At 53.7% G+C, this 23,210-nt stretch carries 18 protein-coding genes and 1 tRNA gene; 12 read left to right on the plus strand and 7 right to left on the minus strand.

Features of this window, described 5'->3' with window-relative positions:
* Window positions 1-10 precede the first annotated feature (10 nt).
* Entirely contained in the window at window positions 11-1,408 is a 1,398-nt protein-coding gene (locus GRI39_RS04270) for an MFS transporter (RefSeq protein ID WP_160738403.1), read from the plus strand.
* 96 nt (window positions 1,409-1,504) lie between these two features.
* Window positions 1,505-2,278: a TSUP family transporter gene (locus tag GRI39_RS04275; protein ID WP_160738404.1), complete on the plus strand. Its 774-nt coding sequence runs from the start codon at window positions 1,505-1,507 to the stop codon at window positions 2,276-2,278.
* Window positions 2,279-2,648: 370 nt separating this feature from the next.
* On the opposite strand, the gene GRI39_RS04280 is transcribed toward GRI39_RS04275, so the two are convergent.
* A complete protein-coding gene (locus tag GRI39_RS04280) occupies window positions 2,649-3,551 on the minus strand; it encodes an SDR family NAD(P)-dependent oxidoreductase (protein WP_160738405.1) in 903 nt (300 codons plus the stop codon).
* A 742-nt stretch (window positions 3,552-4,293) separates the two neighbouring features.
* On the opposite strand from GRI39_RS04280, the gene GRI39_RS04285 reads away from it, so the two are divergent.
* The 7 genes from GRI39_RS04285 to GRI39_RS04315 all read left to right on the plus strand — a co-directional run bounded on the left by GRI39_RS04285 (window position 4,294) and on the right by GRI39_RS04315 (window position 13,599).
* Window positions 4,294-7,416 (plus strand): TonB-dependent receptor plug domain-containing protein, encoded by a 3,123-nt coding sequence (locus GRI39_RS04285; RefSeq protein WP_160738406.1) that lies wholly within the window; start codon window positions 4,294-4,296, stop codon window positions 7,414-7,416.
* Between the two features lie 111 nt (window positions 7,417-7,527).
* Window positions 7,528-8,454 carry an SDR family oxidoreductase gene (locus GRI39_RS04290; RefSeq protein ID WP_211371425.1) on the plus strand — a complete coding sequence of 309 codons (927 nt, stop codon included), beginning with the start codon at window positions 7,528-7,530 and terminating at the stop codon, window positions 8,452-8,454.
* 158 nt (window positions 8,455-8,612) lie between these two features.
* Complete coding sequence (locus tag GRI39_RS04295) at window positions 8,613-9,086, plus strand: MarR family winged helix-turn-helix transcriptional regulator (RefSeq protein ID WP_160738408.1); 474 nt, start codon at window positions 8,613-8,615, stop codon at window positions 9,084-9,086.
* Window positions 9,083-11,059: an FUSC family protein gene (locus GRI39_RS04300; RefSeq protein ID WP_160738409.1), complete on the plus strand. Its 1,977-nt coding sequence runs from the start codon at window positions 9,083-9,085 to the stop codon at window positions 11,057-11,059. The genes GRI39_RS04295 and GRI39_RS04300 overlap by 4 nt, the downstream gene beginning before the upstream one ends.
* The gene (locus GRI39_RS04305) at window positions 11,056-11,265 is read left to right on the plus strand and encodes a DUF1656 domain-containing protein (RefSeq protein WP_160738410.1); all 210 of its coding nucleotides are present in this window, start codon (window positions 11,056-11,058) and stop codon (window positions 11,263-11,265) included. The genes GRI39_RS04300 and GRI39_RS04305 overlap by 4 nt, the downstream gene beginning before the upstream one ends.
* Before the next feature lie 4 nt (window positions 11,266-11,269).
* The gene (locus tag GRI39_RS04310; RefSeq protein WP_160738411.1) at window positions 11,270-12,172 is read left to right on the plus strand and encodes an efflux RND transporter periplasmic adaptor subunit; all 903 of its coding nucleotides are present in this window, start codon (window positions 11,270-11,272) and stop codon (window positions 12,170-12,172) included.
* Window positions 12,169-13,599, plus strand: coding sequence for an efflux transporter outer membrane subunit (locus GRI39_RS04315; protein WP_160738412.1), 1,431 nt, complete (start codon window positions 12,169-12,171; stop codon window positions 13,597-13,599). The genes GRI39_RS04310 and GRI39_RS04315 overlap by 4 nt, the downstream gene beginning before the upstream one ends.
* 52 nt (window positions 13,600-13,651) lie before the next feature.
* On the opposite strand, the gene GRI39_RS04320 is transcribed toward GRI39_RS04315, so the two are convergent.
* Complete coding sequence (locus GRI39_RS04320; protein ID WP_160738413.1) at window positions 13,652-15,538, minus strand: M61 family metallopeptidase; 1,887 nt, start codon at window positions 15,536-15,538, stop codon at window positions 13,652-13,654.
* A 300-nt stretch (window positions 15,539-15,838) separates the two neighbouring features.
* Here GRI39_RS04320 and GRI39_RS04325 point away from each other — a divergent pair, with 300 nt between their 5' ends.
* Window positions 15,839-17,227 (plus strand): L-serine ammonia-lyase, encoded by a 1,389-nt coding sequence (locus GRI39_RS04325; RefSeq protein WP_160738414.1) that lies wholly within the window; start codon window positions 15,839-15,841, stop codon window positions 17,225-17,227.
* Window positions 17,228-17,577: 350 nt separating this feature from the next.
* Window positions 17,578-18,663, plus strand: coding sequence for a fatty acid desaturase family protein (locus GRI39_RS04330; RefSeq protein ID WP_246204858.1), 1,086 nt, complete (start codon window positions 17,578-17,580; stop codon window positions 18,661-18,663).
* 46 nt (window positions 18,664-18,709) lie between these two features.
* On the opposite strand, the gene GRI39_RS04335 is transcribed toward GRI39_RS04330, so the two are convergent.
* From GRI39_RS04335 to grxC, 4 genes are all read right to left on the minus strand, one after another.
* Window positions 18,710-18,786: transfer RNA gene (locus GRI39_RS04335), tRNA-Arg, on the minus strand.
* A gap of 62 nt (window positions 18,787-18,848) precedes the next feature.
* Window positions 18,849-19,340 carry a DUF1178 family protein gene (locus tag GRI39_RS04340; protein ID WP_160738415.1) on the minus strand — a complete coding sequence of 164 codons (492 nt, stop codon included), beginning with the start codon at window positions 19,338-19,340 and terminating at the stop codon, window positions 18,849-18,851.
* The gene (locus tag GRI39_RS04345) at window positions 19,337-20,188 is read right to left on the minus strand and encodes a carbon-nitrogen hydrolase family protein (protein ID WP_246204859.1); all 852 of its coding nucleotides are present in this window, start codon (window positions 20,186-20,188) and stop codon (window positions 19,337-19,339) included. Before GRI39_RS04345 ends, GRI39_RS04340 begins: the two co-directional genes overlap by 4 nt.
* A gap of 12 nt (window positions 20,189-20,200) precedes the next feature.
* The gene (gene grxC, locus GRI39_RS04350) at window positions 20,201-20,458 is read right to left on the minus strand and encodes a glutaredoxin 3 (protein ID WP_160738626.1); all 258 of its coding nucleotides are present in this window, start codon (window positions 20,456-20,458) and stop codon (window positions 20,201-20,203) included.
* Between the two features lie 163 nt (window positions 20,459-20,621).
* Here grxC and GRI39_RS04355 point away from each other — a divergent pair, with 163 nt between their 5' ends.
* Window positions 20,622-21,104, plus strand: coding sequence for an Hsp20 family protein (locus tag GRI39_RS04355; RefSeq protein WP_160738416.1), 483 nt, complete (start codon window positions 20,622-20,624; stop codon window positions 21,102-21,104).
* Window positions 21,105-21,477: 373 nt separating this feature from the next.
* Here the strand turns inward: GRI39_RS04355 and pyrG are convergent, their stop codons facing one another.
* A complete protein-coding gene (pyrG, locus tag GRI39_RS04360; protein WP_160738417.1) occupies window positions 21,478-23,115 on the minus strand; it encodes a CTP synthase in 1,638 nt (545 codons plus the stop codon).
* Window positions 23,116-23,210 lie beyond the last annotated feature (95 nt).

The following is a 23,210-nucleotide window of genomic DNA, read 5'->3' on the forward strand; positions in this document are numbered from 1 at the left end:
GAGGGATTTTATGGCAAGTATCTCAACGCCCGTTCCGGGCCGGACTGAAGACATCGTTCCAGCGGTAGCGACAAGCGACATGGCAAAAGCTCAGGCCTGGCCTTCAGCCAGAAGCGCTTGGACCTGTGTTGCGCTACTGGCTTGCGCTCATATGATCAACATGTTTGACAATGGTTTAACAGGATTTCTTGTCACACTTATCAAGGCTGACCTTCAAGCAAGCGATGCAGAAATGAGCTTGCTGATCGGCTTTGCTCCTGTCGCTTTTTATGCATTGGTCGGCCTGCCAATGGCCCGCCTGATTGATCGCTATCCACGTACGATTGTGATGCCAATAGGGTCGCTTTTTGTGGGCACTTTCACGTTAATGTGCGGGCTTGCGCAGAATTTCTGGCAATTGTTTTTCGCACGTATGTTTGTGGGCTCATCAGCTACCGTCAACGGGCCGGGGTTTTACTCTCTCCTGGCCGATTATTTTCCGCCCCATAAATTAAGCCGCGCTATTGCCGGAATGCAGGTCGGCTTTGTGCTGGGTAGCGCGCTGGCCGCTTTGCTTGGCGGAACACTGGTTTCTATGGCCATTGGCTGGGGAACAAGTGAGTGGTTTGGCCTGACAATCCGGCCCTGGCACAAGGTGTATATTGTCGGCGCGATTGGTGCTTTCATTGTGTCGCTCATTCTTTGGAGCATCAGGGAGCCTGCACGGCGCGAATTATCCACTTCAGGCCCCGCCTCCAAAGACCAGATGATGCCGGTTTCCAAGACATTCCGCGAAATATGGCATCGCCGCGGTGTCTACATGCCCTTATTTCTGGCACTTGGATTCATGTCTCTGGAAGCAGGCGGAATTGGGCCATGGCGCGTCGCCTTTATGGAGCGCGAATATGGCTGGGAGGTTGCCAAAATCGGCGCATGGTCTGCTGCAACTATGCTCATTTTCTCCATTGCAGGATTGCCACTCGGCGCGTGGATGACCGAGTTTTTCCAGAAGCGCTATGACGATGCGCCTGTTCGGGCCGTGCTGACAAGTTGGGTTATCGCCCTGCCCTTTTCCGTGGCTGGCCCTCTCATGCCAAGCGGAGAATTGATGATGCTCTGCACAGGAGTTGGGATTACCTTTGCCATGGCCAGTGCGGTTCCGCAAAACACCGCCATTCAGATCATCACACCCAATAGAATGCGGGCGCAGGTAACGGCGATGTATCTCTTCATGATGACTGTAGTTGGTGGATTGGGCGCAAATTTCCTCACCGCCATCTCAGGCGCGCTGGGTGGCGAAGCTCATCTGGGAAAAGCTATGGCAATTGCGGTCGCCACAATGATGCCTCTGGCGATTTTCTGCATTGCTCTTGGCTTGAAACCTTATGCCAAAGAGATCCGTGAAAGACGAGATGCCCTGCCTGTGTAACGCAGATAGCTCCTTAACCATCATCACCGCTCTGTGTCGCGATAATATAATCCAACCTATCTGGTGAATTGCCGCCCTGTCATTTAAGCGGGGCGCATGGAGCTCCCGATTGAAACCCTCATTTTCCTTGTCACAGTTGCCTTTATGGCTGGTGGAATCGATGCCATGGCAGGCGGTGGTGGCTTGCTGACAATACCAGCCCTTATGGCTGCCGGGGTGCCCCCGGTCTCCGCTCTGGCGACCAACAAATTACAAAGTTCAGCCGGTACCGCTTCGGCCTTTGTGGCTTTCTGGCGCGCAGGCCATATCGATTTGCGTCGCTTTGCCTGGCCGGTCATTGCAGCAATTATCGGGTCTGGGGCAGGCGCTGTTGCCGTGCAGCAAGTGGACCCAAGTTTTCTCAGCGGCATAGTCCCCTTGCTACTTATCCTGATGTGCATCTATTTCATCGCATCACCCAAGATGGGGGCGGCTGATCGGCGTGCGCGTATCAGCAATCTCGGCCTGACACTGCTGATAGGAGCGATAGGCTTTTACGACGGTTTCTTTGGCCCCGGAACCGGGTCGTTCTTGACCACAGCGCTGGTCGCACTGGCCGGGCTTGGGCTGCTTCGCGCCATTGCCAATGCCAAGCTGCTTAATCTGGCAACCAATCTGGCCGGCCTTGTAGCCCTGATCGCCGGAGGACAGATGCTCTGGCTGCTTGGTTTCAGCATGGCGGCAGCAAATGTTGCAGGGAACCAGGTTGGCGCAAGATTAGCGATCCGTTACGGAGGCGCTGGAGTACGGCCCTTGCTCGTTATTATGTCCGCCGCATTGACGATCAAGCTGCTTTCAGACCCCGCCAATCCAATCTGGCATATATTGTAAGACCAGCTTCATTTCGCCTTACCCCCATAAAAAGAGGCGAAGCGCTTTCACGCTTCGCCCCAGTGGAGGATGCTCGGCTCAAAGCCTCGCTATCGCGGCCCGCCTGTCAGGATGCGGAACCGCAATTCCAGTTCATGGGAGTATTCTGGCATCTCAATTTAGTGAAAGAACGAGTGCAATCTTACCATGCGGCGGGATGGTCCAGATGCGCCACCGCAATTCAAATAGTCACCGCCAACCACGCAGGTAGCTTTCAGCAAATTGTATATCCCAGACATCCTTTCCCATATGATCTGCCTCTCTGAATGGAGGCTAGACCAAGCACCGGTGGAGGTGTTTCAATTCTCCAACCAGCAAACTTGATTAGCGATCAACTCGCCTTCGATGCGCCCGGCATGGTTTGCCCCATTTCCTCGCGAATTTTTGCACGGCGAATGGTGTCTGGATGATGTTGATACATCATCATCGCATCAATCACCTCCTGATCGCGCTGCTTCTGACCTTCGGCAAATTCAGGATAGGGCAATACCCAGAACTGATTATTTTCAATTGCTTCACGAGCAATTCTGCCCAGATCAACGGGATCAAAACCACCTTCAATCACCGATTTCAGCCGGGCAAACACGACCTCATCAACGCCATAATATCCGGTTTCACCGTATTTTTCCGGCCGCGTTTCGACGGCCCGGTGAATATTGGTATTCACCCCTCCCGGACACAGCAGTGAGACACCGATATTGTGCTTGGGCATTTCAACCCGCAAGGATTCCGCCAATCCGCGCACGGCATATTTGGTCGTACAATATATGCCTGTGCTGGGAAGAGCCACAAATGCAGACATGGAGGCCGTGATCAAAACGTGCCCACCTGTTGCATGCTTAATCATCCGCGGAATGAAGGTCATGCAGCCATTGATGACGCCATTTACATTAACGTCCATCTGCCAGTCCCAATCATCATAGGTGGCATCTTCAATAGCGCCGAACTGGCTGACACCGGCAGTGTTGCAAAGCACATGCACCGGACCAAAAACACTCTCTGCCTCATCTGCCGCGCGCGCATAGGCAGCACGATCTGTGAGATCGAGTTGAATGGCATGGACAGAAGCATTTCTGGTTGAGAAATAATCCATCGCTTCATCAAGCGCTTCCTGACGAATGTCAGCTATGATCACCTTCATTCCCGCTTCTTCAGCAAGAACTTTCGCCTGCCCTAAAGCGACACCTGAAGCCCCCCCGGTGATAAAAGCAGTTTTGCCTGCCAGATCCTTCATGAACACCTTCCCAAATTGATTCTGTCTTTTTTAAAAATATGCCGACATGAATTTCACTTGCAAGCAATTATCGGGACAACATCAACGAATGCAACTGAGCAGCCTCACATTCCCATTCTAATCATATGTACGCTAGCATATTTAGATACTAATACATCTGCCTTTCTGCAACTTTTATCTTGATGAAATTTCCACTTCGCAAAACACAACCAAGCACTCCGTCATATTTCAGATAATTGCAATTCCGCTTGGAAATTATCCTCCACGAGGAGACTTTGACCAAAACATCGAAAGCTTCCAAAGCTATAATTATTCTGATTATAGATCCTATCCAATTGAAATAATTTATATTTGTAATTAACCTACAAAATCATCACTTGCGCAATTTCTCACTTATATGAAAAATTCTTATTTGCGATCCTTCTATTTTCTAGACATTATCAATCACACTGCATAAGAGTCCTCACCTAGGCAGCACTGATGATTGAAAATTTCAGGCTGCCGGGGGAGGATAGCGATGGTAAAAAAACGGCATCAGCTTGCCGGTAGGCTCTTGCCTGTTTGCATAGCCTACTGCCAGATCATGAGCCATCGGCTTATTCCAGAGCACTTATCTTTCGGACATTTCAAATTTCAAAACTCGTCTGGTTTCGAGGCCGAGAGTTAATTCTCGCCCTCGTGATGTGTCCGTCGAGATAATTTGGCCGATCAAACGGCGCATAATAATGGAAGGAAGCCTGTAATGAGGATATCCACAAGCAGCCGGACAGGACTGATCAAATCCCTGTTGCTTGCCAGCAGTGCTGGAACGTTAGTGATGGCCGCTCCGGTTGCCGCACAAGACAACTCTGTGCAGAGTAGTGACATATCGAACGCCGCACCGGACAACAGTTCACAAATCGTCGTCACCGGCTCACGCATCGTACGCCGCGATTTTGAATCCAGCAGCCCGATCGTGACGGTTAGCGAAGAATTATTGCAACAATCAAGCACAGCAGCGATTGAATCCAATCTCGCCAAATTGCCGCAATTTACTCCAACGACTGATGCACCAACTGATGGCGGTGACATTCAGCCAACGGCGACCAACACCCCTGGTGCGGCAACCATTGCTTTGCGGGGACTTGGCAAGAACCGCACTCTGGTTCTGCTTGATGGGCGCCGCGCCACGCCAAGCAATGCTTCTAATGTGGTGGATATCAACACCATTCCCTCAGCAGCTATTGAGCGCGTAGAAATCATTACCGGCGGTGCCTCGGCCACTTACGGTGCCGATGCGGTGGCTGGCGTCGTTAACTTCGTCATGCGCAAAGATTTTCAAGGGCTTGAACTCGACGCTCAGGCCAATGTGACGCAGGAAGGTGATGGCTTCGAATATCAGCTCTCCGGCATCATGGGCACGAATTTCGATGATGGGCGCGGCAATATCTCGCTCTCCTTCTCAACGAATGATCGAAATGCCTCCGATCGGCGGGACCGCAAATTCTTCCGCGATCAGTGGGCCAATCCGTCTATCGATGGGAGCGCGTTCTTCCCATATCGCCCTGGCATCAATCTGGGTTTCGGAAATCCGGTCGATCAGAATGTCATCAATTCGATCTTTAGTGAGGCGACGACACCAGTCCCCAATCAACAGGTCATCCTTTACACCAACCCGGACGGTTCCGTGTTCTCAGGCTTTGACGCCGCCGGTGTCGGAGGGGTGTATCGCAACAAGATCGTTGATGGTTACAATTACAAACTGACCGATAATGGCCAGCTGCGCACCAATTTCACCGATGCCATGCTGGTGCTTCCACTGAAGCGCTACAACATGTTCGCACGCGGCAATTATGAACTGAATGACTGGATCGGCGTCTTCGCTCAAGGGCTTTTCAGTAAGGTCAACACGCGCACCGTGCAGGAGCCATCACCGGTAACCGGTGGCTGGACCGCCTTTGTCGATTACGATCCGGCTAATCCGCAGAGCGATCTGCCCGATGAAGTCGTTCAAATTCTGAACGCCCGCCAAAATCCGAATGCGCCCTTTCAGATTTTCCAGATGATGCCTTTTAACCGCACCTCTGAATCTGATGTCTACACCTATAATATGACAGCGGGCCTCCAGGGGAGTATTCCCGGTAGCGACTGGACCTGGGAAGTTTTCGGCTCGCAAGGCGAAACGGAAACCACCGTTATTCAACGTGGCTTTGCTTCGTTGCAACGCTACCGCACGCTCATCAATGCACCGAATTTCGGGGAAGGCTTTTCAGCGACCGGCAATTCTGAATTTGGTGGCTTTGGTGGTGCAACGGCGACCTGCACCAGTGGACTTAACCCCTTCAGTGGTGCCCCGATCAGTGAAGATTGCCTTGATGCCATCCGAGCCAATGTCAAAACCAAGTCGGTGATGAAACAGAGCATATGGGAAGGCAATTTACAGGGCGGCCTGTTCGACCTTCCAGCCGGTCAGCTACGCGGTGCTTTGGGTGCCAGTTATCGCAGCACGAATTACGAGTTTCAGAACGATACGCTCACCACGCAAGGTCAGTCATTTCAGGAGCAAGTTCTGGGCCTTTACCCTTCCGGGAATTCTGCTGGCAAAATTACTGTCAAAGAGTTCTATGGCGAATTGCTGGTGCCATTGCTGCACGACATTCCGGGCATCCAGAAGCTTGATCTGGAAATCGGTGGCCGCATTTCGGATTATAACACCACAGGCACAAGCTATACTTACAAAGCGCTTGCCGATTGGAAAGTGAACGATTGGTTGCGTTTGCGTGGTGGCTATAACCGGGCAGAACGCGCACCGAACACCGCCGAATTGTATCTTGCCCCTGAACAGACCTTTGCTGTTGCGGCTGGCGGTGATGTTTGCTCACGCGCAAACCCCCTGCCCTATTCCGCCAATCCCGATAGCAATCCCAATGCAGCGCAAGTGGAAGCTCTCTGCCGAGTGCTGATGAAGCGATCCGGTGATCCGAATGCAGATGTGCAATATTATGACAACACAATCCAGCCAAACGGCATCGCTTTTGTCTTCCCCACGCTTTCAGGCAATGCAGAGCTGAAACCAGAAAAGGCCGATACCTGGACGCTTGGTGCCGTGATCGAATCCCCGTTCCAATCGGCCGCGTTGAGCAGGCTGCGGCTGTCGGTTGACTATTATAATATCAAGGTCAGTGATGCCATTGGTGCGCAATCAGTAGATATTGCCCAGCGTCAGTGCTTTGATCCCGCATTCAACCCTACATATGATGCCAATTCTACATTCTGTTCGGGCGTTGGCCGGAATACAGATGGGGGATTAGGAAATGTCATCACCACATTCCTCAACAATGGCCGGTTCAAAACCTCAGGGATAGACGTTCAACTGGATTGGGCGATCGATGCAGGCCCCGGCACACTTACGTTGAATTCAGTGTTCAACTATCTGCTGGAAATGAAATCGTCCGAACTGCCTAATCTGCCATTGGTGGATTATGCGGGAACACTCGGGCCAAATGATAACGGCCTCAATGGCGGTGCGTATGAGTGGAAGTTATTTTCCACATTTGGCTATTCGGTGGGGCCAGCCAATGTCTCTTTGCAATGGCAGCATCTGCCAAGCGTTGACGATATTACGGCCGCCTCAAATCCCAATACCACCATCGCTGGCGCGCCGAGCTACGACCTGTTCAATCTGAACGCAGGATATGCCTTCACTGAAAAGGCCAGCCTCAGGGTCGGGGTTGATAATCTGTTCAACAAGGCTCCTCCGCTCACTCAGGTCAATAGCAGCACGGCCGGCGGCAATTATTCCGGTGGAACATATACGCCGAACAATGTCGGATATTATGACCTGATTGGACGCCGGTTCTATGTTGGTGCCAATTTCAAGTTCTAACCCCAACTGAGCTTGATAGACTACGGCCTCTCCCGGTGCGGGAGAGGCCTTTTTATAAAGCGGCGATACAATGGTTCGACTGAGCCTGAAATTACGAATGATCGGAGAAGGATGATGAAAGACGTAAAAGGCAAGACCGCTTTCATAACCGGCGGAGCCAGCGGAATGGGGCTGGGAATGGCGAAAGCCTTCGCCGAAGCAGGTATGAAAGTCGTGATCGCAGATATCCGACAGGAAGCACTGGATGAAGCGATGGAGGAATTTTCACACACCAATTTCGCCATATTCCCCGTGAAGCTGGATGTCACAGACCGCAACGGATGGCTACAAGCGGTGGAGACCGCAGAGGAGCAATTCGGGAACATTCACCTCCTTGCCTTGAACGCAGGGGTCGGGATTGTCGGGCCCATGTCTGAAGCCACTTATAAAGATTGGGACTTCAACATTCAGGTCAACATCTATGGGGTGGTGAATGGGTTGGTCACACTTCTGCCGCGCATGAAGGCGCATGGCGAAACCTGCCACATCGTTGCGACAAGTTCGACCGGTGGCTTTTCTGCCGTTGGGTCCGCAGGGCTTTACTGCACGGCCAAGTTTGCTGTCGCCGGAATGATGGAATCTCTCGCGACTGAACTGCAGGGCAGCAACATTGGCGTTTCGTGCTTCTTTCCGGGGCCTGTCAGCACCAACCTTGGGCAATCTACAGGCGCAACGCGCCCCGATCACCTCAAGAATGACAGTGTGGCTCCGTCCCCCGATGCTCCCAAAGGTCCGCCTCCCTTCGACACATCTGTATTCATGTCCAAGGAAGAAGTGGGCAAGCGCGTGTTACGAGGAATTGAGCGCGGTGACTTGTTCATCATGACCCACCCGGAATTCACCGATGGCATCAAGGCGCGCAATGAAGCCTTGCTGCGGGCCCAGCCGGTTGAACCGCGCAATGAAGAGCGTGCCAAGGTCGTCGCGATGTTTGGAACGCTGCTTTATAATCCGATTTACGACAAGCAGGAACTCGTGGACGGCCCCACCCTTAATTGACGATATGGTGAGAGGTGACTGCGGTTAGTCAGCGCACCTCTCACCCACCGCCTCCGTAACTTGGATCAGCCAAGCTGAAAGCAGATCTAACTGCATCGACATTTTTGTTTTCAGTGAAACCATTGACAAGGCAATGATTGCTAAAGCATTAGCATCACATGTTGCCAGCCGATATCACCCCATCCCCAAAATCGCTTTATGCGCTGACCAATTCCATCCAGCCGGTCCGGCGGGCATGGCTACAGGTCGCGCGGATTACGATTGAAAGCATTGGCCTGTCTGTTCCCGTGGGCACGGCGGTTTTAATGACCCATCGCTATGGGCCTGACATTGCACAGAAAGATCTGGCGCTTGCAGTGGGCGTGAATTCCGGCGCTCTTGTGCGAACATTGGATCAGGCTGAACAGGCCAATCTGTTGCAACGCACGGATTCCCCAAATGATCGTCGGTGCAAGACTGTCAACCTGATGCCTGACGGAGCGGAAATTGCCCTGCAAATAGAGCAGCGCCTGCAAGCTGTTCGGCAAGATCTGTTCAGTGATCTTGCCGAAGCAGATATCGAGACTGCCACCAGAGTGTTGCGCGAGCTGGAAGAGCGCGCCATCGCAAAGGCAGGGAAGTTGGCGAAGTGACACCCCCACTTCTATCCTCTGCGCGCTGGCTATTTGCGCTCAAGCTTTTTCTGGCAGCGATGATCGCTTACACGATCGCGGTCCGCATCGGCTTGCCGCAGCCTTACTGGGCGATTGTGACCGCCGCGGTTGTGATGGACCCTTTCACGGGCGCAATCCGTTCCAAGGCGGTTTACCGGCTGACCGGCACCATCTGCGCCGGGGTCTTGAGCATTATATTGGCCTCCATCTTCGCCAATACATCGCTTCTTCTGATTATCTGCACAGGCATTCTGGCCTCCGTGATCTTTGGGCTTGGCTGGATGGACCGTTCTCCCCGATCTTACGGGATACGACTTTGCGGCCTCACGCTGATCGTTATCATCGTGCCAGAGGTTTCGCATCCGGGCACTATGTTTGACCAGACCATTGCGCGTGTTTGTGAAATCGGGCTGGGCGTCATTTGTTGCAGCGTGGTGGACAGCATTATCGCGCCGCGCTCAATCCGCAAGTCGACCGAGGAAAAGCTGCGCAAAATGACACGTGATGGCCTGACGTGGTTCGACGATATATTGCGCAGCCCTGAGGAAAGCACCCTTTCTGCACAGGACCGTTTGCGCATGATCGGTGAAGCGACTGAGCTTTCCATGCTCGGCGCTTCGATGCGATATGATCCCACCGTCCCCCGGCGTGAACGCAAAATCGCTTTCGCCATCCAGCAACGCATTCTCCGCCTGATCCCTCTGATATCCGCGCTGGAAGACCGGTTAAGCCATTTGGACCCCGTGCATCTGGCGCGGTTGCAACCCGATATTGAAGAAGCGCGCCGGCTTCTTGAGACGGGTTCATGGCCATCTGAAAATTTCATGGCGAAGTCATGGGAAGAGCTTCCGCCCGAAAAAATAGACTGGGCCATTCTGACAGAGCGCAACATCGCTCGGATCACGTCTGATGCTCTTGTGCGTGCGGCAGAGTTGAGAGCTTTGGCTGCGGCCTTGGGCAAGAAAGCAACGCTGCCGGCCGCCTTGGAAGAAAAGGTAAGCCAAGCCAAGGCGTTCCCACTTCAACCCGATCAGCATACGGCGGTGGGTGTCGGCCTGACCATCCTGATCACCTATGCGCTTCTAAGCTTTGGCTGGTATCTGACAGCATGGCCGCAAGCGCCGGCTGCTCTCCTCATCGCCTGCGTCTCTCTCGCCTTCTTTGGTGGTCTGGATCAGGCTGGCGTTCTTTTGAAACAGTTCACGATGAACGCTGTTATTGCGCAGATTCTGGGGGGTGTGCTTTATTTTGGCATGCTGCCGCTCGCCAATCAATATAGTGCCTTTCTGTTGGTGATGGCCCTGTTCATCATGCCGCTTGCAGCATGGTCTATCAGCAATCGGATGGCCGTTCTGATGATCGCCATGGCGCTTAGCACGTTGCAATTGCAGGGCAGCTATCGAGCGATTGGTTTTGATACCTATTTCAGCGCCTCGATCGCGTCGCTTATCGGCATCTTCATCGCGCATTTTGTGGTGCGTATGGTGCGCCAATTGGGGGCCGATCATGTGGTGCAACGCTTTACACGCGAAGCCCGAAGAGAAGTGGCCACCCTCACCCGCTACGCAAGCCAGCGTGACAGAGACCTTTATGTCGCACGCGCGCTTGACCGGATCGGAGCGTTGACATCGCGGATGCAAGCGGTGGGTGGTGAAGATGAAAGTGCTGTTTTGATGACAAGGCTGCGGGCCGGTGCCAATATTGCTGACCTCCGATTGGCCATCAATCGCTTCTCCGGTGAAGTCCGCGATAAGGTGGAACTGATTTTCGCAAAGATCCGGGAAGATATTGAGAACACCACCCCTTCTCCCATTTTGCTGGAACATATCGATGACGCGTTGACCACCGCGCTGCAAGGGCCGGCGGGCAAAGATGGTCGGCTGATGCGCGGTTTGATTGGTCTGCGCTATTCCATGTTCAAACACAGCAAGCCTTGGAGGCCGATACCATGATTGGTGAAATTGACCTGGCAGGGCTGTTTGTATCGCCGCTTCTCATCTGCATGTTGGTGGCCTTTTTTGCGCGGCTCGTCCTGTCGCGATTGCTTGAAGCGGTCGGGCTCTACCGCTTCATTTGGCAAAGGCCACTGTTCGACCTTTCGCTGTTCTTCATTCTCCTTTGTTCCATATTCTATGTTTTCCGGACGTTCGCAGGGTAAGCCTATGACCATTACCAAACATCATATTTTCCGTTCCTTGCGAATTGTGGCCACGCTGATCCTCGCTATCATAGCCGCGCTCGCCCTGTGGCATCTCTATAATTACTATACTTATGCCCCGCAGACACGCGACGGTAAGGTCCGGGCAGATGTCGTCTCGCTGGCCTCGGACGTGTCCGGGCGGATCGATTCCGTGGCCGTCACGGATAATCAGATCGTGGCCAAGGGAGACATTCTCTTCACGGTAGACAAGGCTCGACTGCGCAACGCCTTGCAGTCAGCAAATGCGTCTGTAGCGACTGCCCGCGCAACGCTCGCCTCGGCCGAGCAGGAAGCGCGCCGTTATAATGCATTGGAAGGTGTGGTGTCAGGCCAGGATCGGGATCTTCGCCGCGCCGCTGCACAGGAAGCGCGAGCGCAGCTTTCCAGCGCCATCGCCAGCCGTGACCTTGCGAAGATCAACCTTGAACGCGCCGAAGTGCGCTCTCCGGTCAATGGTATTGTGACCAATTTCCAGCTTCGCCCCGGTGCCTATGCCACGGCAGGCCAGCCAGTCATGGCGCTGGTGGATCGGGACAGTTTCTATGTTGCAGGCTATTTCGAAGAAACCAAGCTCAGCCAGATCCGCCCCGGAACCCGCGCCACTATTACACTGATGGGTGAAGATCAGCCGCTCAAAGGCCATGTTGTCGGGCTGTCTGCCGGTATTCAGGATAGCGAGCGCAGCGCAAGTTCCAACTCCACTCTGGCGGGCGTCAATCCGACCTTTAGCTGGGTGCGATTGGCGCAGCGCGTGCCGGTTAGGATCGAGATCGACAGCATTCCTAAAGGTATTGCTCTGGTGGCAGGGCGCACCGCCACAGTCACCATTGACGATGAGCAAGCCGGGAAGGAGCGCGCGCAATGAAACGGCGTTTCGCCACTATAGCTTTCGGCACAGCGCTGCTTAGTCTTTCTGCCTGCACCACGGTTGGGCCGGATTATGTCGCCCCGCCCGCGCCTGCAGGCCTTGATACTAAGCCCGCAACTGATTTCGAAGCGGTCAGCCAGACGAAACAGCTTACCGCTGAGCCCATGCCGCATGATTGGTGGAAGCTCTATCATGACCCGGTGCTTGATGGCCTGGTGGAAGAAGCGATCGCGGCCAATACGAATTTGCGTGAAGCAGCCGCCAATCTTGAACGTGCCCGCGCCATCACCAGCGAAGCGCAAGCCGCAGCCGGAGTGCAAACAAGCCTTTCCGGTCAGGCAGGGGTCGGTGAAACTTCCAACTATGGCCTCGGCAATCCTGCCGGGGTCCACGATACTTTCAGCCTCGGCGGAAGCATTTCTTATGAACTGGACGTGGTGGGCCGCATTCGCCGATCCATCGATGCCGCCACAGCGTCACAGGAAGCCCAACTTGCCGCCTATGATCTGGCCCGCATCACGGTGGTTGCCCATGTGGTGGGCGCCTATACCGACGCTTGCAGCGCTGGCGCATCGCTGAATGTTGCCCAGCATTCCGCCAAGCTTCAGAGCCAGTCGCTGGCGCTGACGGAACGCGGCGTCAAAGGCGGCGTGTTTCCGCGTATCAATGCGGTGAAATCACGCGGGCTGCTCTCCCAAATTGAAGCCACTCTGCCACGCTATCAGGCGCAGCGCCGGTTGGCGCTCTACCGTCTGGCGGTGCTCACTGGCAAAGCACCGCAGGATTTTCCTGCGCAGCTCGCCACTTGCGCCACGATCCCCTCACTGGATCGCCCGATCCCGGCAGGCGATGGCACAGCTTTGATCCGCCGCCGCCCCGATATCCGTCAGGCCGAACGTCAGTTGAAAGCGGCGACTGAACAGATCGGCATTCAAACCGCTGCGCTATATCCGTCCGTTTCGCTGGGCGCTTCGGCGGGCACAACTTCGCGCACGATTGAGGGACTGGTTAGCGATTCCGCGCTGCATTTCAGCCTTGGCCCTTTGATTTCATGGACTTTCCCGAACACCAAGGTAGCGCGTGCCCGCATTGCTCAGGCGCAGGCTTCAGCCAAGGCATCACTCGCCCATTTCGACGGAACAGTGCTCACCGCTTTGCAGGAAGCCGAAAGCGCACTGACGCAATATGCGCGGGATCTGGAAGAAAATGCTGCACTGCACCAAACACAGAAAGACAGTGCTGAGGCCCTGCAACTTGAGAACCGGATGACACGACATGGCCTGTCTTCAAATCTGGAGCTGCTGGATGCCCAGCGCAGCCTTGTTTCAGCCGATATGGCTTTGGCAACGTCGAACGCCAAATTGGCAGGTGATCGCGTCACTATCTTTCTCGCCCTTGGTGGTGGCTGGGAACAGGACGATTAATGAAAAGGGGCGCGGAAAGGATGATCTTCCGCGCCCCTTAATGATTTGGCGTTTACTTCAGCGGTGCCAGCAAATCATCCAACCGGGCTGGCGTTCCCTTAACGCGTTCAAGATGCGGATAGAGCTGGCCACCGTGATAGGTGATATCGACATTGGAAACCCGCCCGGCACGTTTTACGGTCAAGGCTATGGGGGCATCGCTCCCTTCACTGTCATCAATCGCTGTCTTCATCACATCCGCGCTATATTCACGGCCGTTTACACCAACGATTGTAGTGCCCGGCGTCAGCTTGGCATCGAAGGCCGGGCTGCCCCAATAAACCTGTGACACTTCGCCATTATTGCCGATGGAAAGTCCAAGCGAATAGCTGAAGTCAGCCATTTTATAATTGGTCTGACGCGCTGCGATATAGGAATTGGGTTCCTTGTCGAAGGTCAGTCGATAACCGCCCTGCCCAATCCAATCGAGCGGTGCATGAGGAGCAATGTCATCAATCCGTTGTTTGAGGAAGGTGCTCCAATCATAAGGATAGACCGTGTTCAACGCGTCTACCACATCTTCGCGGCGATAGGTGCTCACGCTCCAGTCACCATCTGTGCCGCCGAAGAAGAGCTTGGCAAAATCATCGAGCGATTTCTTGCCCTTGGTCTTCTCGCGCAGAAGCATATCGACATCGAGCCAGGCCAGCATCCCTTCAACGTAATAGTCTTCCGAACGCTGCCAGCTCGGCCATGGAGCGGGATTACGGTGCGCCATGATCGGGTCGTTCGTCGTATCGATCACGGGGCGCCATTTGCGGCCAGCCTTCTGATCATAGCTGGCGGCCACAGTGGCCAGCATATCCAGCGCCTGATCCTTGGTCACAAGGCCTGAACGGGCGGCGAGAATGCTGCCCCAAAACTGGGTCTGGCCTTCATAGACCCACAGCAGGGAATCTTGCATCGGTTCATGGAAGTCTGGTGTGGCAAGATCCGCGCCACGGCGATGCTTACCATTCCAGCTATGCACAAATTCATGTGGCAGAAGGTAACGGTTAAGCGCGCGTTTATCCCAATCGGTGAAGTAATCTGGTGGCACGCCATCTTCGCTGGAACGGTGATGCTCAAGTCCGATCCCACCAAGGTAATCGCTCATCGAGACAAGGAAATCATAATGATCGAAGTGGCGGACACCGAACAGCTTGAGTGCTTGCGTCACCAGATCGCGGTGCAGTTGAAGCTGCTTATCCGTCGCATCGAGATTACCCGGTTCATCGCCAAACAGATCAAGATAGACGTCAGAACCCAGATCAACCCGCTTATAGTTGCTGCCTGCGACAAGTGGGGAATCCACCAGCGTTTCATAAGATACCGGTTTGAAGTGGACGACATTGCCCGCATCCGCATCGCCTGTCGGTTCAAGTGCAGAGGCTTGCGTCCAGCCAGCAGGCAGGCGGACAGAGGAATAAACCTGAATATCACGTACCGGCTGGCCTGCCGGATAGAGTGACACTTCATGCCACCCCATACTCAACATCGCTGGCGCAACCGTCACACGGCCCTGATCGCGTTCCAGAGGCGCAAGATACATGAATTTGGCAGTCAGCGAACTGACCCCGGCAGGTACATCCACCAGAATTGAAAACACATCAAGCGGGTCACGTTTCCACGAGAGGGTCTGACCATTGGCGGTAAAATCAAATCCTGTCAGATTGGCAATCTTGCCAGCAGAAGAATGTTTACCCGGAAGCCACTCAGGATAACGCAGTCGCAAGACACCTGAAGACGCAATCGGAAGGGTTTCTGTAACGTGGAAAATTCCTCGCTGAACATCCCGCGCATCAACATCAACTTGAATGGCCTGACCGTGCACCACATCCGCTTCTGTCGCAGGCTGCTGCGCAGAAGCAGCATTCGGTGTCAGACTTGCCGCAGCAAGGCCAAGAGCGGAAGCGAACATAAGAACAGGACTTGAGTGCTTGGGTTGGGACATGGGCAATCTCTGTCTAAAAAGAGCGGATAGGCGATTCAAGAACGCTTCTAAACTGACTTCATCTCGAATGGCAAAGCCCTGCCATCGGGGAAAATGATATATAGCCCTGCTCAGACCGCTCTGTGTCACGTTAGGTTCCCTTGTGTATCGCTTAGAACCTTTCATGCAATTCAATAATTTCTTCAGAAACCGGTTTTCACCGGGTGAGGCACAGTCTATTAGCTAGGGTAATAGATCATGCCCTCTGGCATGCTAAGAGAGGGTTTTATGAACAAACAGTCCGCCTCGGCTGACGCAACAACCGTGCTGGATCTGTTCACCATTGGAATTGGGCCATCCAGTTCTCATACGGTTGGCCCGATGCGGGCAGCCCGTATGTTCATGGATAGTCTCGGACGCGACCCCCGCCGCATTCAATGCGACCTCTACGGTTCTCTGGCGCTGACAGGGCATGGCCACGCTACTGACACAGCCATCCTTCTGGGGCTTTCAGGATACCGTCCGCAATCGGTGAACCCGGATGAAATCGGGCCTATTGTCGCTAATATCCGTGAAGATGGGAGGCTCTATAAAAAAGGCGAACGCGCCAAGGGTGCGGCGTTCTTTGAAGAAGGCGACCTTCTGTTTCACAAGGATGAGTTCCTGCCTGAACATGCCAATGGAATGCGGTTTACGGCGTGGTTTGACGGTGACGATACGCCGATCAGCACCGCTTATTATTCCATCGGCGGAGGATCTGTCCTGTCGGAAGAGGAAGGCACCAATGACGCCGCTCTGGGCCATAACCTCATTCCCCCCTACCCCTTTTCATCCGGTGCAGAACTTCTCGCTCTAGGCGAAGAAAACGGCCTTTGCATTGCCACCATGGTCATGCGCAATGAGGGCGTATGGCGCCCGCAGGAAAAGACCGAAGCCTTTCTCGACCGTGTATGCGACGCAATGACAGCCTCGATTGAGCGCGGCATGAAGCAGGAAGGTTTCCTACCCGGTGGCCTCAAAGTTCGCCGCAGAGCCAAGGCAATTCACACCCGCCTGCGAAGCCAGAAGGACACCTTTGGACCAGCACAAACCTTTGAATGGGTTAGCCTTTTCGCCCTCGCTGTGAATGAAGAAAATGCCGCCGGTGGCCGGGTCGTCACTGCCCCCACCAATGGCGCGGCTGGAGTAATCCCGGCGGTTTTGCATTATTACCGTCGCTTCGTGCCCGGTGCAGACCGCGAAGGTGAACATTGCCTGTTGCTTACCGCGGCCGCGATTGGCTTTCTCTACAAGAAGCGCGCCTCTATTTCTGCCGCTGAAATGGGATGCCAAGGGGAAGTGGGTGTGGCCTGCTCTATGGCAGCCGCAGGGCTTGCAGCCGCTCTGGGTGGCACAAACCAGCAAGTCGAAAATGCCGCAGAAATTGGCATGGAGCATAATCTGGGCCTCACATGCGATCCGATTGGAGGGCTGGTGCAAATTCCCTGCATCGAACGCAACACCATGGGCGCAGTTAAGGCCATCAATGCCGCCTATCTGGCTTTGCAGGGTGATGGCCGCCATATCGTGAGCCTCGATGCCGTAATCGAAACCATGCGCCAGACCGGCATCGATATGAGCAACCACTATAAAGAAACCAGCCTTGGCGGATTGGCTGTGAACGTGGTCGAATGTTGAACATCTGACGGCGAGCCAAGGCAGCGCTGACAATGTTGTTCATCAATTACAAAGCTATAGGCTGCTAATCGACAATCAGTTTTAACAGGTGTGTGACGTATATCTCATCTGAAATATCGCAAATTTGCGCTAAGACAAGGATCGGTCAGAGCAGATTCTTCAGATGGACAGTGTAAGGGCATTGTCTTGCAAAACCGCTGAAAACACCCATATGGGCGCCCAATTCAGCGGATTTGTGCCGGATGATGCCCGCAGACCGCAGAAATCGTTTTGTTGCAAGCCGAAACGGCCCGCAGCATAATGGCGCAGCTTCTCTATTCGAACATGCTGGGCCGCAAATGGAAATCGCTATGTATTTGAGTGATATCAGCAATAACGGGCAAAGCCCTTCCCCAGCTCCTTCCAAAAAGAAGCCGGAAGACAAGGAATTGTTACGTTTGGCGGCCGGGCTCAACAAAGAACTGGGCCGCGCACGCCCGGAAATTTACTGGCCGGACATGCTACTCAGCGCATCGATCGGATATGGTGCGCTATATCTGGCGATGACATCACCTTCCGGTTGGGTTGTTGCCGGATCATGGATTGTGGCGACCCTTCTGCTTTACCGGGCGAGCCTGTTTATCCATGAAATTTCTCACCTGAAAGCGGGCGCGCTGCCCGGTTTCCATTTTGTGTGGAATCTTATTGTCGGGGTTCCGCTCCTGATCCCATCTTTCATGTATGAAGGGGTCCACACAATCCATCATCAGCGCACACGCTACGGAACCGCGCTTGATCCGGAATATCTGCCCCTCTCGCATATGCGTGTGAGAACGCTTGTAGTGTTCATGGGCACTGCGGCTCTTGCCCCGATTGCCTTTCTGATCCGCCATGCTGTGTTTGTTCCGCTGAGTGTAATTTTTCCCAGCATCAGGCGGTTGTTGATGACCCGGCTGTCGTCACTTGCGATCAACCCGCAGTTCATTCGCCCGACTCCAACTCCAGCCTTGCGCAAGTCCTGGGCATTCTGGGACGGAGCGGTCAGCCTGTGGTCAATTGCAATCATCGTGCTGACAGCAGTTGGCACCATACCACTGAGAGCTTTCATCACCTACATGCTGATGATTTCAGGTGCGATGATCGTCAATCAGATCCGCACACTGGTGGCCCATCTGTGGGATAATGAAGGTGATGAAATGAACATCACGGATCAATATCTCGACAGTGTCAATGTTCCACCGCCCGGCTATCTTCCAGCTCTTTGGGCACCTGTAGGCCTCAGATATCATGGTCTGCACCACCTTCTGCCAGGAGTGCCTTATCACTCACTGGGCGAAGCACATCGTCGGTTGATCGCTGGCACGCAGATCGGCAGCACTTACCATCGCGCCAATTACCCCAATTTGTCCGGCCTTTTATGCCGCCTTGTCAGCTCAGCGTCGCGCTCAGGTAAATGATCTGAAAAGAACTTTGGGCAGGTGCACCATTTTTCTGAAAGGAAAGTGGTGCACCCGACGGGATTCGAACCCATGGCCCCCAGATTAGGAATCTGGTGCTCTATCCGGCTGAGCTACGGGTGCACGCCAATTTTCGATAGTTTCGCGGGCTCTTTGCGTCAATCACAAAGGGCTGGACTTCAACCTTAATTGGCTTCGTCGGGCGGAACGACTGGGAACAGAAGTGGTGAAACAGTAATCCCCTCTTCCAGCAAATCTCGTGTTTCATCAGGTGAAGCCCGACCATGAATGGGGGTAGCCTCTTTCTCCCCATAATGGATAGCGCGCGATTCTTCCGCAAATCGATTGCCGACCCAGGTTGAGCTTTTCAACGCCTCCGCCTGCGCTTCAGCCAGCTTTTCCAATGCCTTTGCCACTTTTGGCGGCAATTCGCCTGAGGTTAAATCCTGCGTCGGCTCATCCATTTCTACCGCTCGCAACGCTTGGGACGACCTTTCAACTTGCTGGTTACTTTTACGCGGCACAGCAGGGGCCATCGGCGCTTTGGTGACTTGCGCCGATCCACATTCCGGACACAGCAATAAGCCTTTGCCTTGCTGCTTCGCAAAATCATCGGACGAACCGAACCAGCCTTCAAAACGGTGGCCGTGCGTGCATGTTAGATCAAAAACTATCATGGGGTCATCGCTTTAGGCAGGACACGGCGATTGGCAAGGCTTGGTATCTGACTACGGATCTCGCGAATCCGTCCATGGTCAATTTCAGCAAAGCCCAAACCAGCCTTCTCACCGCCCATATCCAGCACGATCTCACCCCAGGGATCAACTACCAGAGAATGCCCATAGGTTTCCCGCCCATCAGCATGTTTACCGACCTGAGCCGCCGAAATGACATAGGCGCTGGCTTCCACCGCCCGAGCCCGCTGTAAAAGGTGCCAATGTGCCTTCCCGGTAGGAACGGTGAAAGCTGCCGGAATAGCTATGCAATCGCATGCTTTATGGCCCAACTCATCAAACAGGGCCGGAAAACGAATATCGTAACACACAGCAAGGCCCAATCGCCCCACCGGTGTTTCTGCCGTCACTATGTCTTCACCGGGAACATAAGCGGCCGATTCCTTCCAGCTTTCCCCGCTCGACAATTCCACATCGAACATATGGATTTTATCATAGCGTGCCGCAATATTGCCTTGTGGAGTGATGAGGAGCGACCGGTTGGCCAAGCGTCCATCAAAGCGTTTGATGGCCAGAGAACCGAGAGCAACCCAGATATGATGCTGGGCTGCAGCGTTGCGCACAGCGGCCAGCACCACATCCTCCGCTTCTTCCACAATCCGCTCTGCTGAACGGGTGCGTTGACGATCCAGCAACCCGCTCATTTCTGGGGTGAAGAGCATAGCGGCACCACCATCGGCTGCATCACGTACTGCATCAGTGAGCGTTTGTGCATTGACCAAGGGGTCTATCCCGCTGGTCATCTGCAGCAAGGCGATACAGGTTTTTTGGCTGGTTTCGGTTTCTGTCATGGGGTTATGACATCAAAGACCGAGCATCTGGTCCAGCTTGCCAGAACTTTCTAATGCGGCAAGGTCATCGGACCCACCAACCGGCTGCCCATTAATAAAAATTTGCGGGACAGTGCTTGCATCAGGCTTACGCTCCAGCATTTCGTCACGCTTTTCACCACCCATTGTGATGTCATATTCTTCGTAATTCACGCCCTTGCTGTCCAGTAACTTCTTTGCCCGGACACAGAAGCCGCAGCCAAATTTTGTATAGATTTCAACTTTGGGCATACTCATAATTATTCCTAACTCGATGCGTTCGGGATGCTTGAAAGCCTCTTTAGACCGCTTATCTAAACAATGCCTTCAGTTGCCGAAAGGGTCTGAAGATATTGGGTGCCGGGAAACCGGACCCTCTCTTGTTCAAATTGCTCAGAAGAGGATTTGTTTCATTATGAATCGCCTTGATTTCACACCTTACCGCCGTTCCACCGTTGGATTTGACCGTTTGTTTGATCTGCTTGAAAATCAGGTCAGAAACAATGGGGGTGACAACTACCCACCGTTCAACATCGAACGCAGGAATGAAGATTCCTATCGCATTACCCTCGCCGTCGCAGGGTTCCGCGCTCAGGACATCGACATAACCGCTCAACAGAACCTACTTATTGTTCAGGGCAAGAAGCGAGACGATCAACCCGAAGGTGAATTGCTGCACGTCGGCATCGCCAATCGCGGTTTTGAGCGCCGCTTTGAACTGGCCGATTATGTCCGTGTCGATGGTGCTGATTTGGCAGATGGGCTTCTGGTTATTGACCTGGTTCGTGAAGTTCCGGAAGCGATGAAGCCCAAAAAGATCCAGCTCAAGGGTCAAAATACGCTTGAAGTCGTGGAAAATGGTAATCAGCAATCTGCAGATCGTGCCGACGCGGCCTGATCTCGATGGCAAAATAACTGTCATTTTTAAGTAATTGCTAGTGTCTATTCGGGGGCGAAACTTCCTAGGAAGTTTCGCCCCCTCGACGCTGAGCGCCGATTTGCCTTTCGAGAACGATCACCCGGGTCGCAGAAGGTGCTCGTTCCCAAAAGGCAAGTCGTAACCGAACCTGAACCCGAACAAGATACCTTCAGCGTGTCTGAAGCTATGCTCAAGCCCTCGTCATGGTTAATCGCGACGAGCCCCCAAGGCTAACCGGGGTAGATTCAGGAATTCGAAATCGAGCTAACCCGGTAGTGCGTCGAGGGCTACGTATGCAAGTTGTTTTTGGAGAATAAATATATTCTCAGAGAGAGTTTTATTCCAAACGGCGCTAAACGAGGCGCGATTGACGCAAGGCCGCTGAAATAAAGCTAGCGAAAAGCGGATGCGGCTCAAAAGGTCGGCTCTTGAGTTCAGGATGGAATTGTACACCAACAAACCAAGGGTGGTCCGGTCGTTCTACAATTTCCGGCAGAAGGCCATCCGGAGACATACCGGAGAACATAAGTCCGCCCTCCTCCAGACGATCCTTGTAAGCACCGTTCACTTCGTACCGATGACGATGGCGTTCAGAGATTTCCAATGCGCCGCCGTAAATCTCTGAAACCTTACTGCCTTTTGCCAATTTGGCTTCATAGGCACCCAACCGCATGGTGCCACCAAGATCACCGCCAGCAGCACGCTTTTCAAGACCTTCTTCAGTCATCCACTCAGTGATGATACCGACGATAGGTTCGTCTGTATCGCCGAACTCAGTTGATGACGCACCAGCAATACCGGCGGTGTTACGTGCGCCTTCGACACAGCTCATCTGCATACCAAGACAAATGCCGAAGAATGGGACCTTACGCTCACGCGCGAAGCGCACACTGGCAATCTTACCTTCAGAACCACGCTCGCCAAAGCCACCCGGCACCAGAATACCGTGCATCGGCTCAAGCTGGGCAACGATTTCCGAATCATCCTTTTCAAACAATTCCGCATCGATCCACTGGATCTTGACTTTCACGCGATTGGCCATGCCGCCATGGACAAGCGCTTCGTTAAGCGACTTATACGCATCTGGCAGGCCAACATATTTACCAACCACGCCAATCGTTACTTCACCTTCCGGATTTTGGTAGCGATCAACGATATCATCCCAGCGGGAGAGATCTGGCAAATTGGCATTGTCGATGTTGAAATGGCGCAGCACTTCAGCGTCCAGCCCTTCTGCGTGATACTGCAGAGGAACGCCATAAATGCTGGAGGCATCGAGCGCTTGGATCACAGCTTGTGGCCGGACGTTACAGAACAGAGCAATCTTTGCTCGTTCGCTTTCCGGCAAAGGATGTTCACAACGGCACAGCAGCACATCTGGCTGCACACCAAGGCTGGTCAATTCGCGCACGGAATGCTGCGTTGGCTTAGTTTTCAGCTCGCCCGCAGCAGAAATGTAAGGCACCAGCGTCACATGAATAAGCGCCGTCTGTTCGCGGCCAAGTTCGTTGCGCAACTGACGGATAGCTTCGATAAAGGGAAGACTTTCAATGTCACCTACAGTCCCGCCAATTTCGCACAGTACGAAATCAAGGCCATCAGTATCTGCCAATGCAAATTGCTTGATGGCATCCGTTACATGCGGAATAACCTGCACCGTCGCACCGAGGTAATCGCCTCGGCGTTCCTTGGCGATGATCTGCTGATAGATACGCCCGGACGTGATGTTGTCGCTCTGATGTGCAGACACGCCGGTAAAGCGCTCATAATGGCCAAGATCGAGATCGGTCTCGGCTCCATCATCTGTCACATAGACTTCGCCATGCTGATAAGGACTCATCGTACCCGGATCTACATTGAGATAAGGGTCGAACTTACGAATACGGACTTTGTAGCCGCGCGCCTGCAAAAGGGCAGCAAGGCTTGCTGCCATAAGACCTTTGCCAAGCGAGGAGACCACGCCGCCGGTGATAAAAATGTACCGCGCCATGGGAGTGTGGCCTTACGTTGTTATTTGGATTCGTTGCAAGCCCGGAATAGGATATTCCACAGGCTATTCAGCCGGAACGGGCACAAAAGCCCCTC

The organism is Altericroceibacterium indicum (assembly GCF_009828105.1).
GTDB classification, from domain to species: Bacteria; Pseudomonadota; Alphaproteobacteria; order Sphingomonadales; family Sphingomonadaceae; genus Altericroceibacterium; species Altericroceibacterium indicum.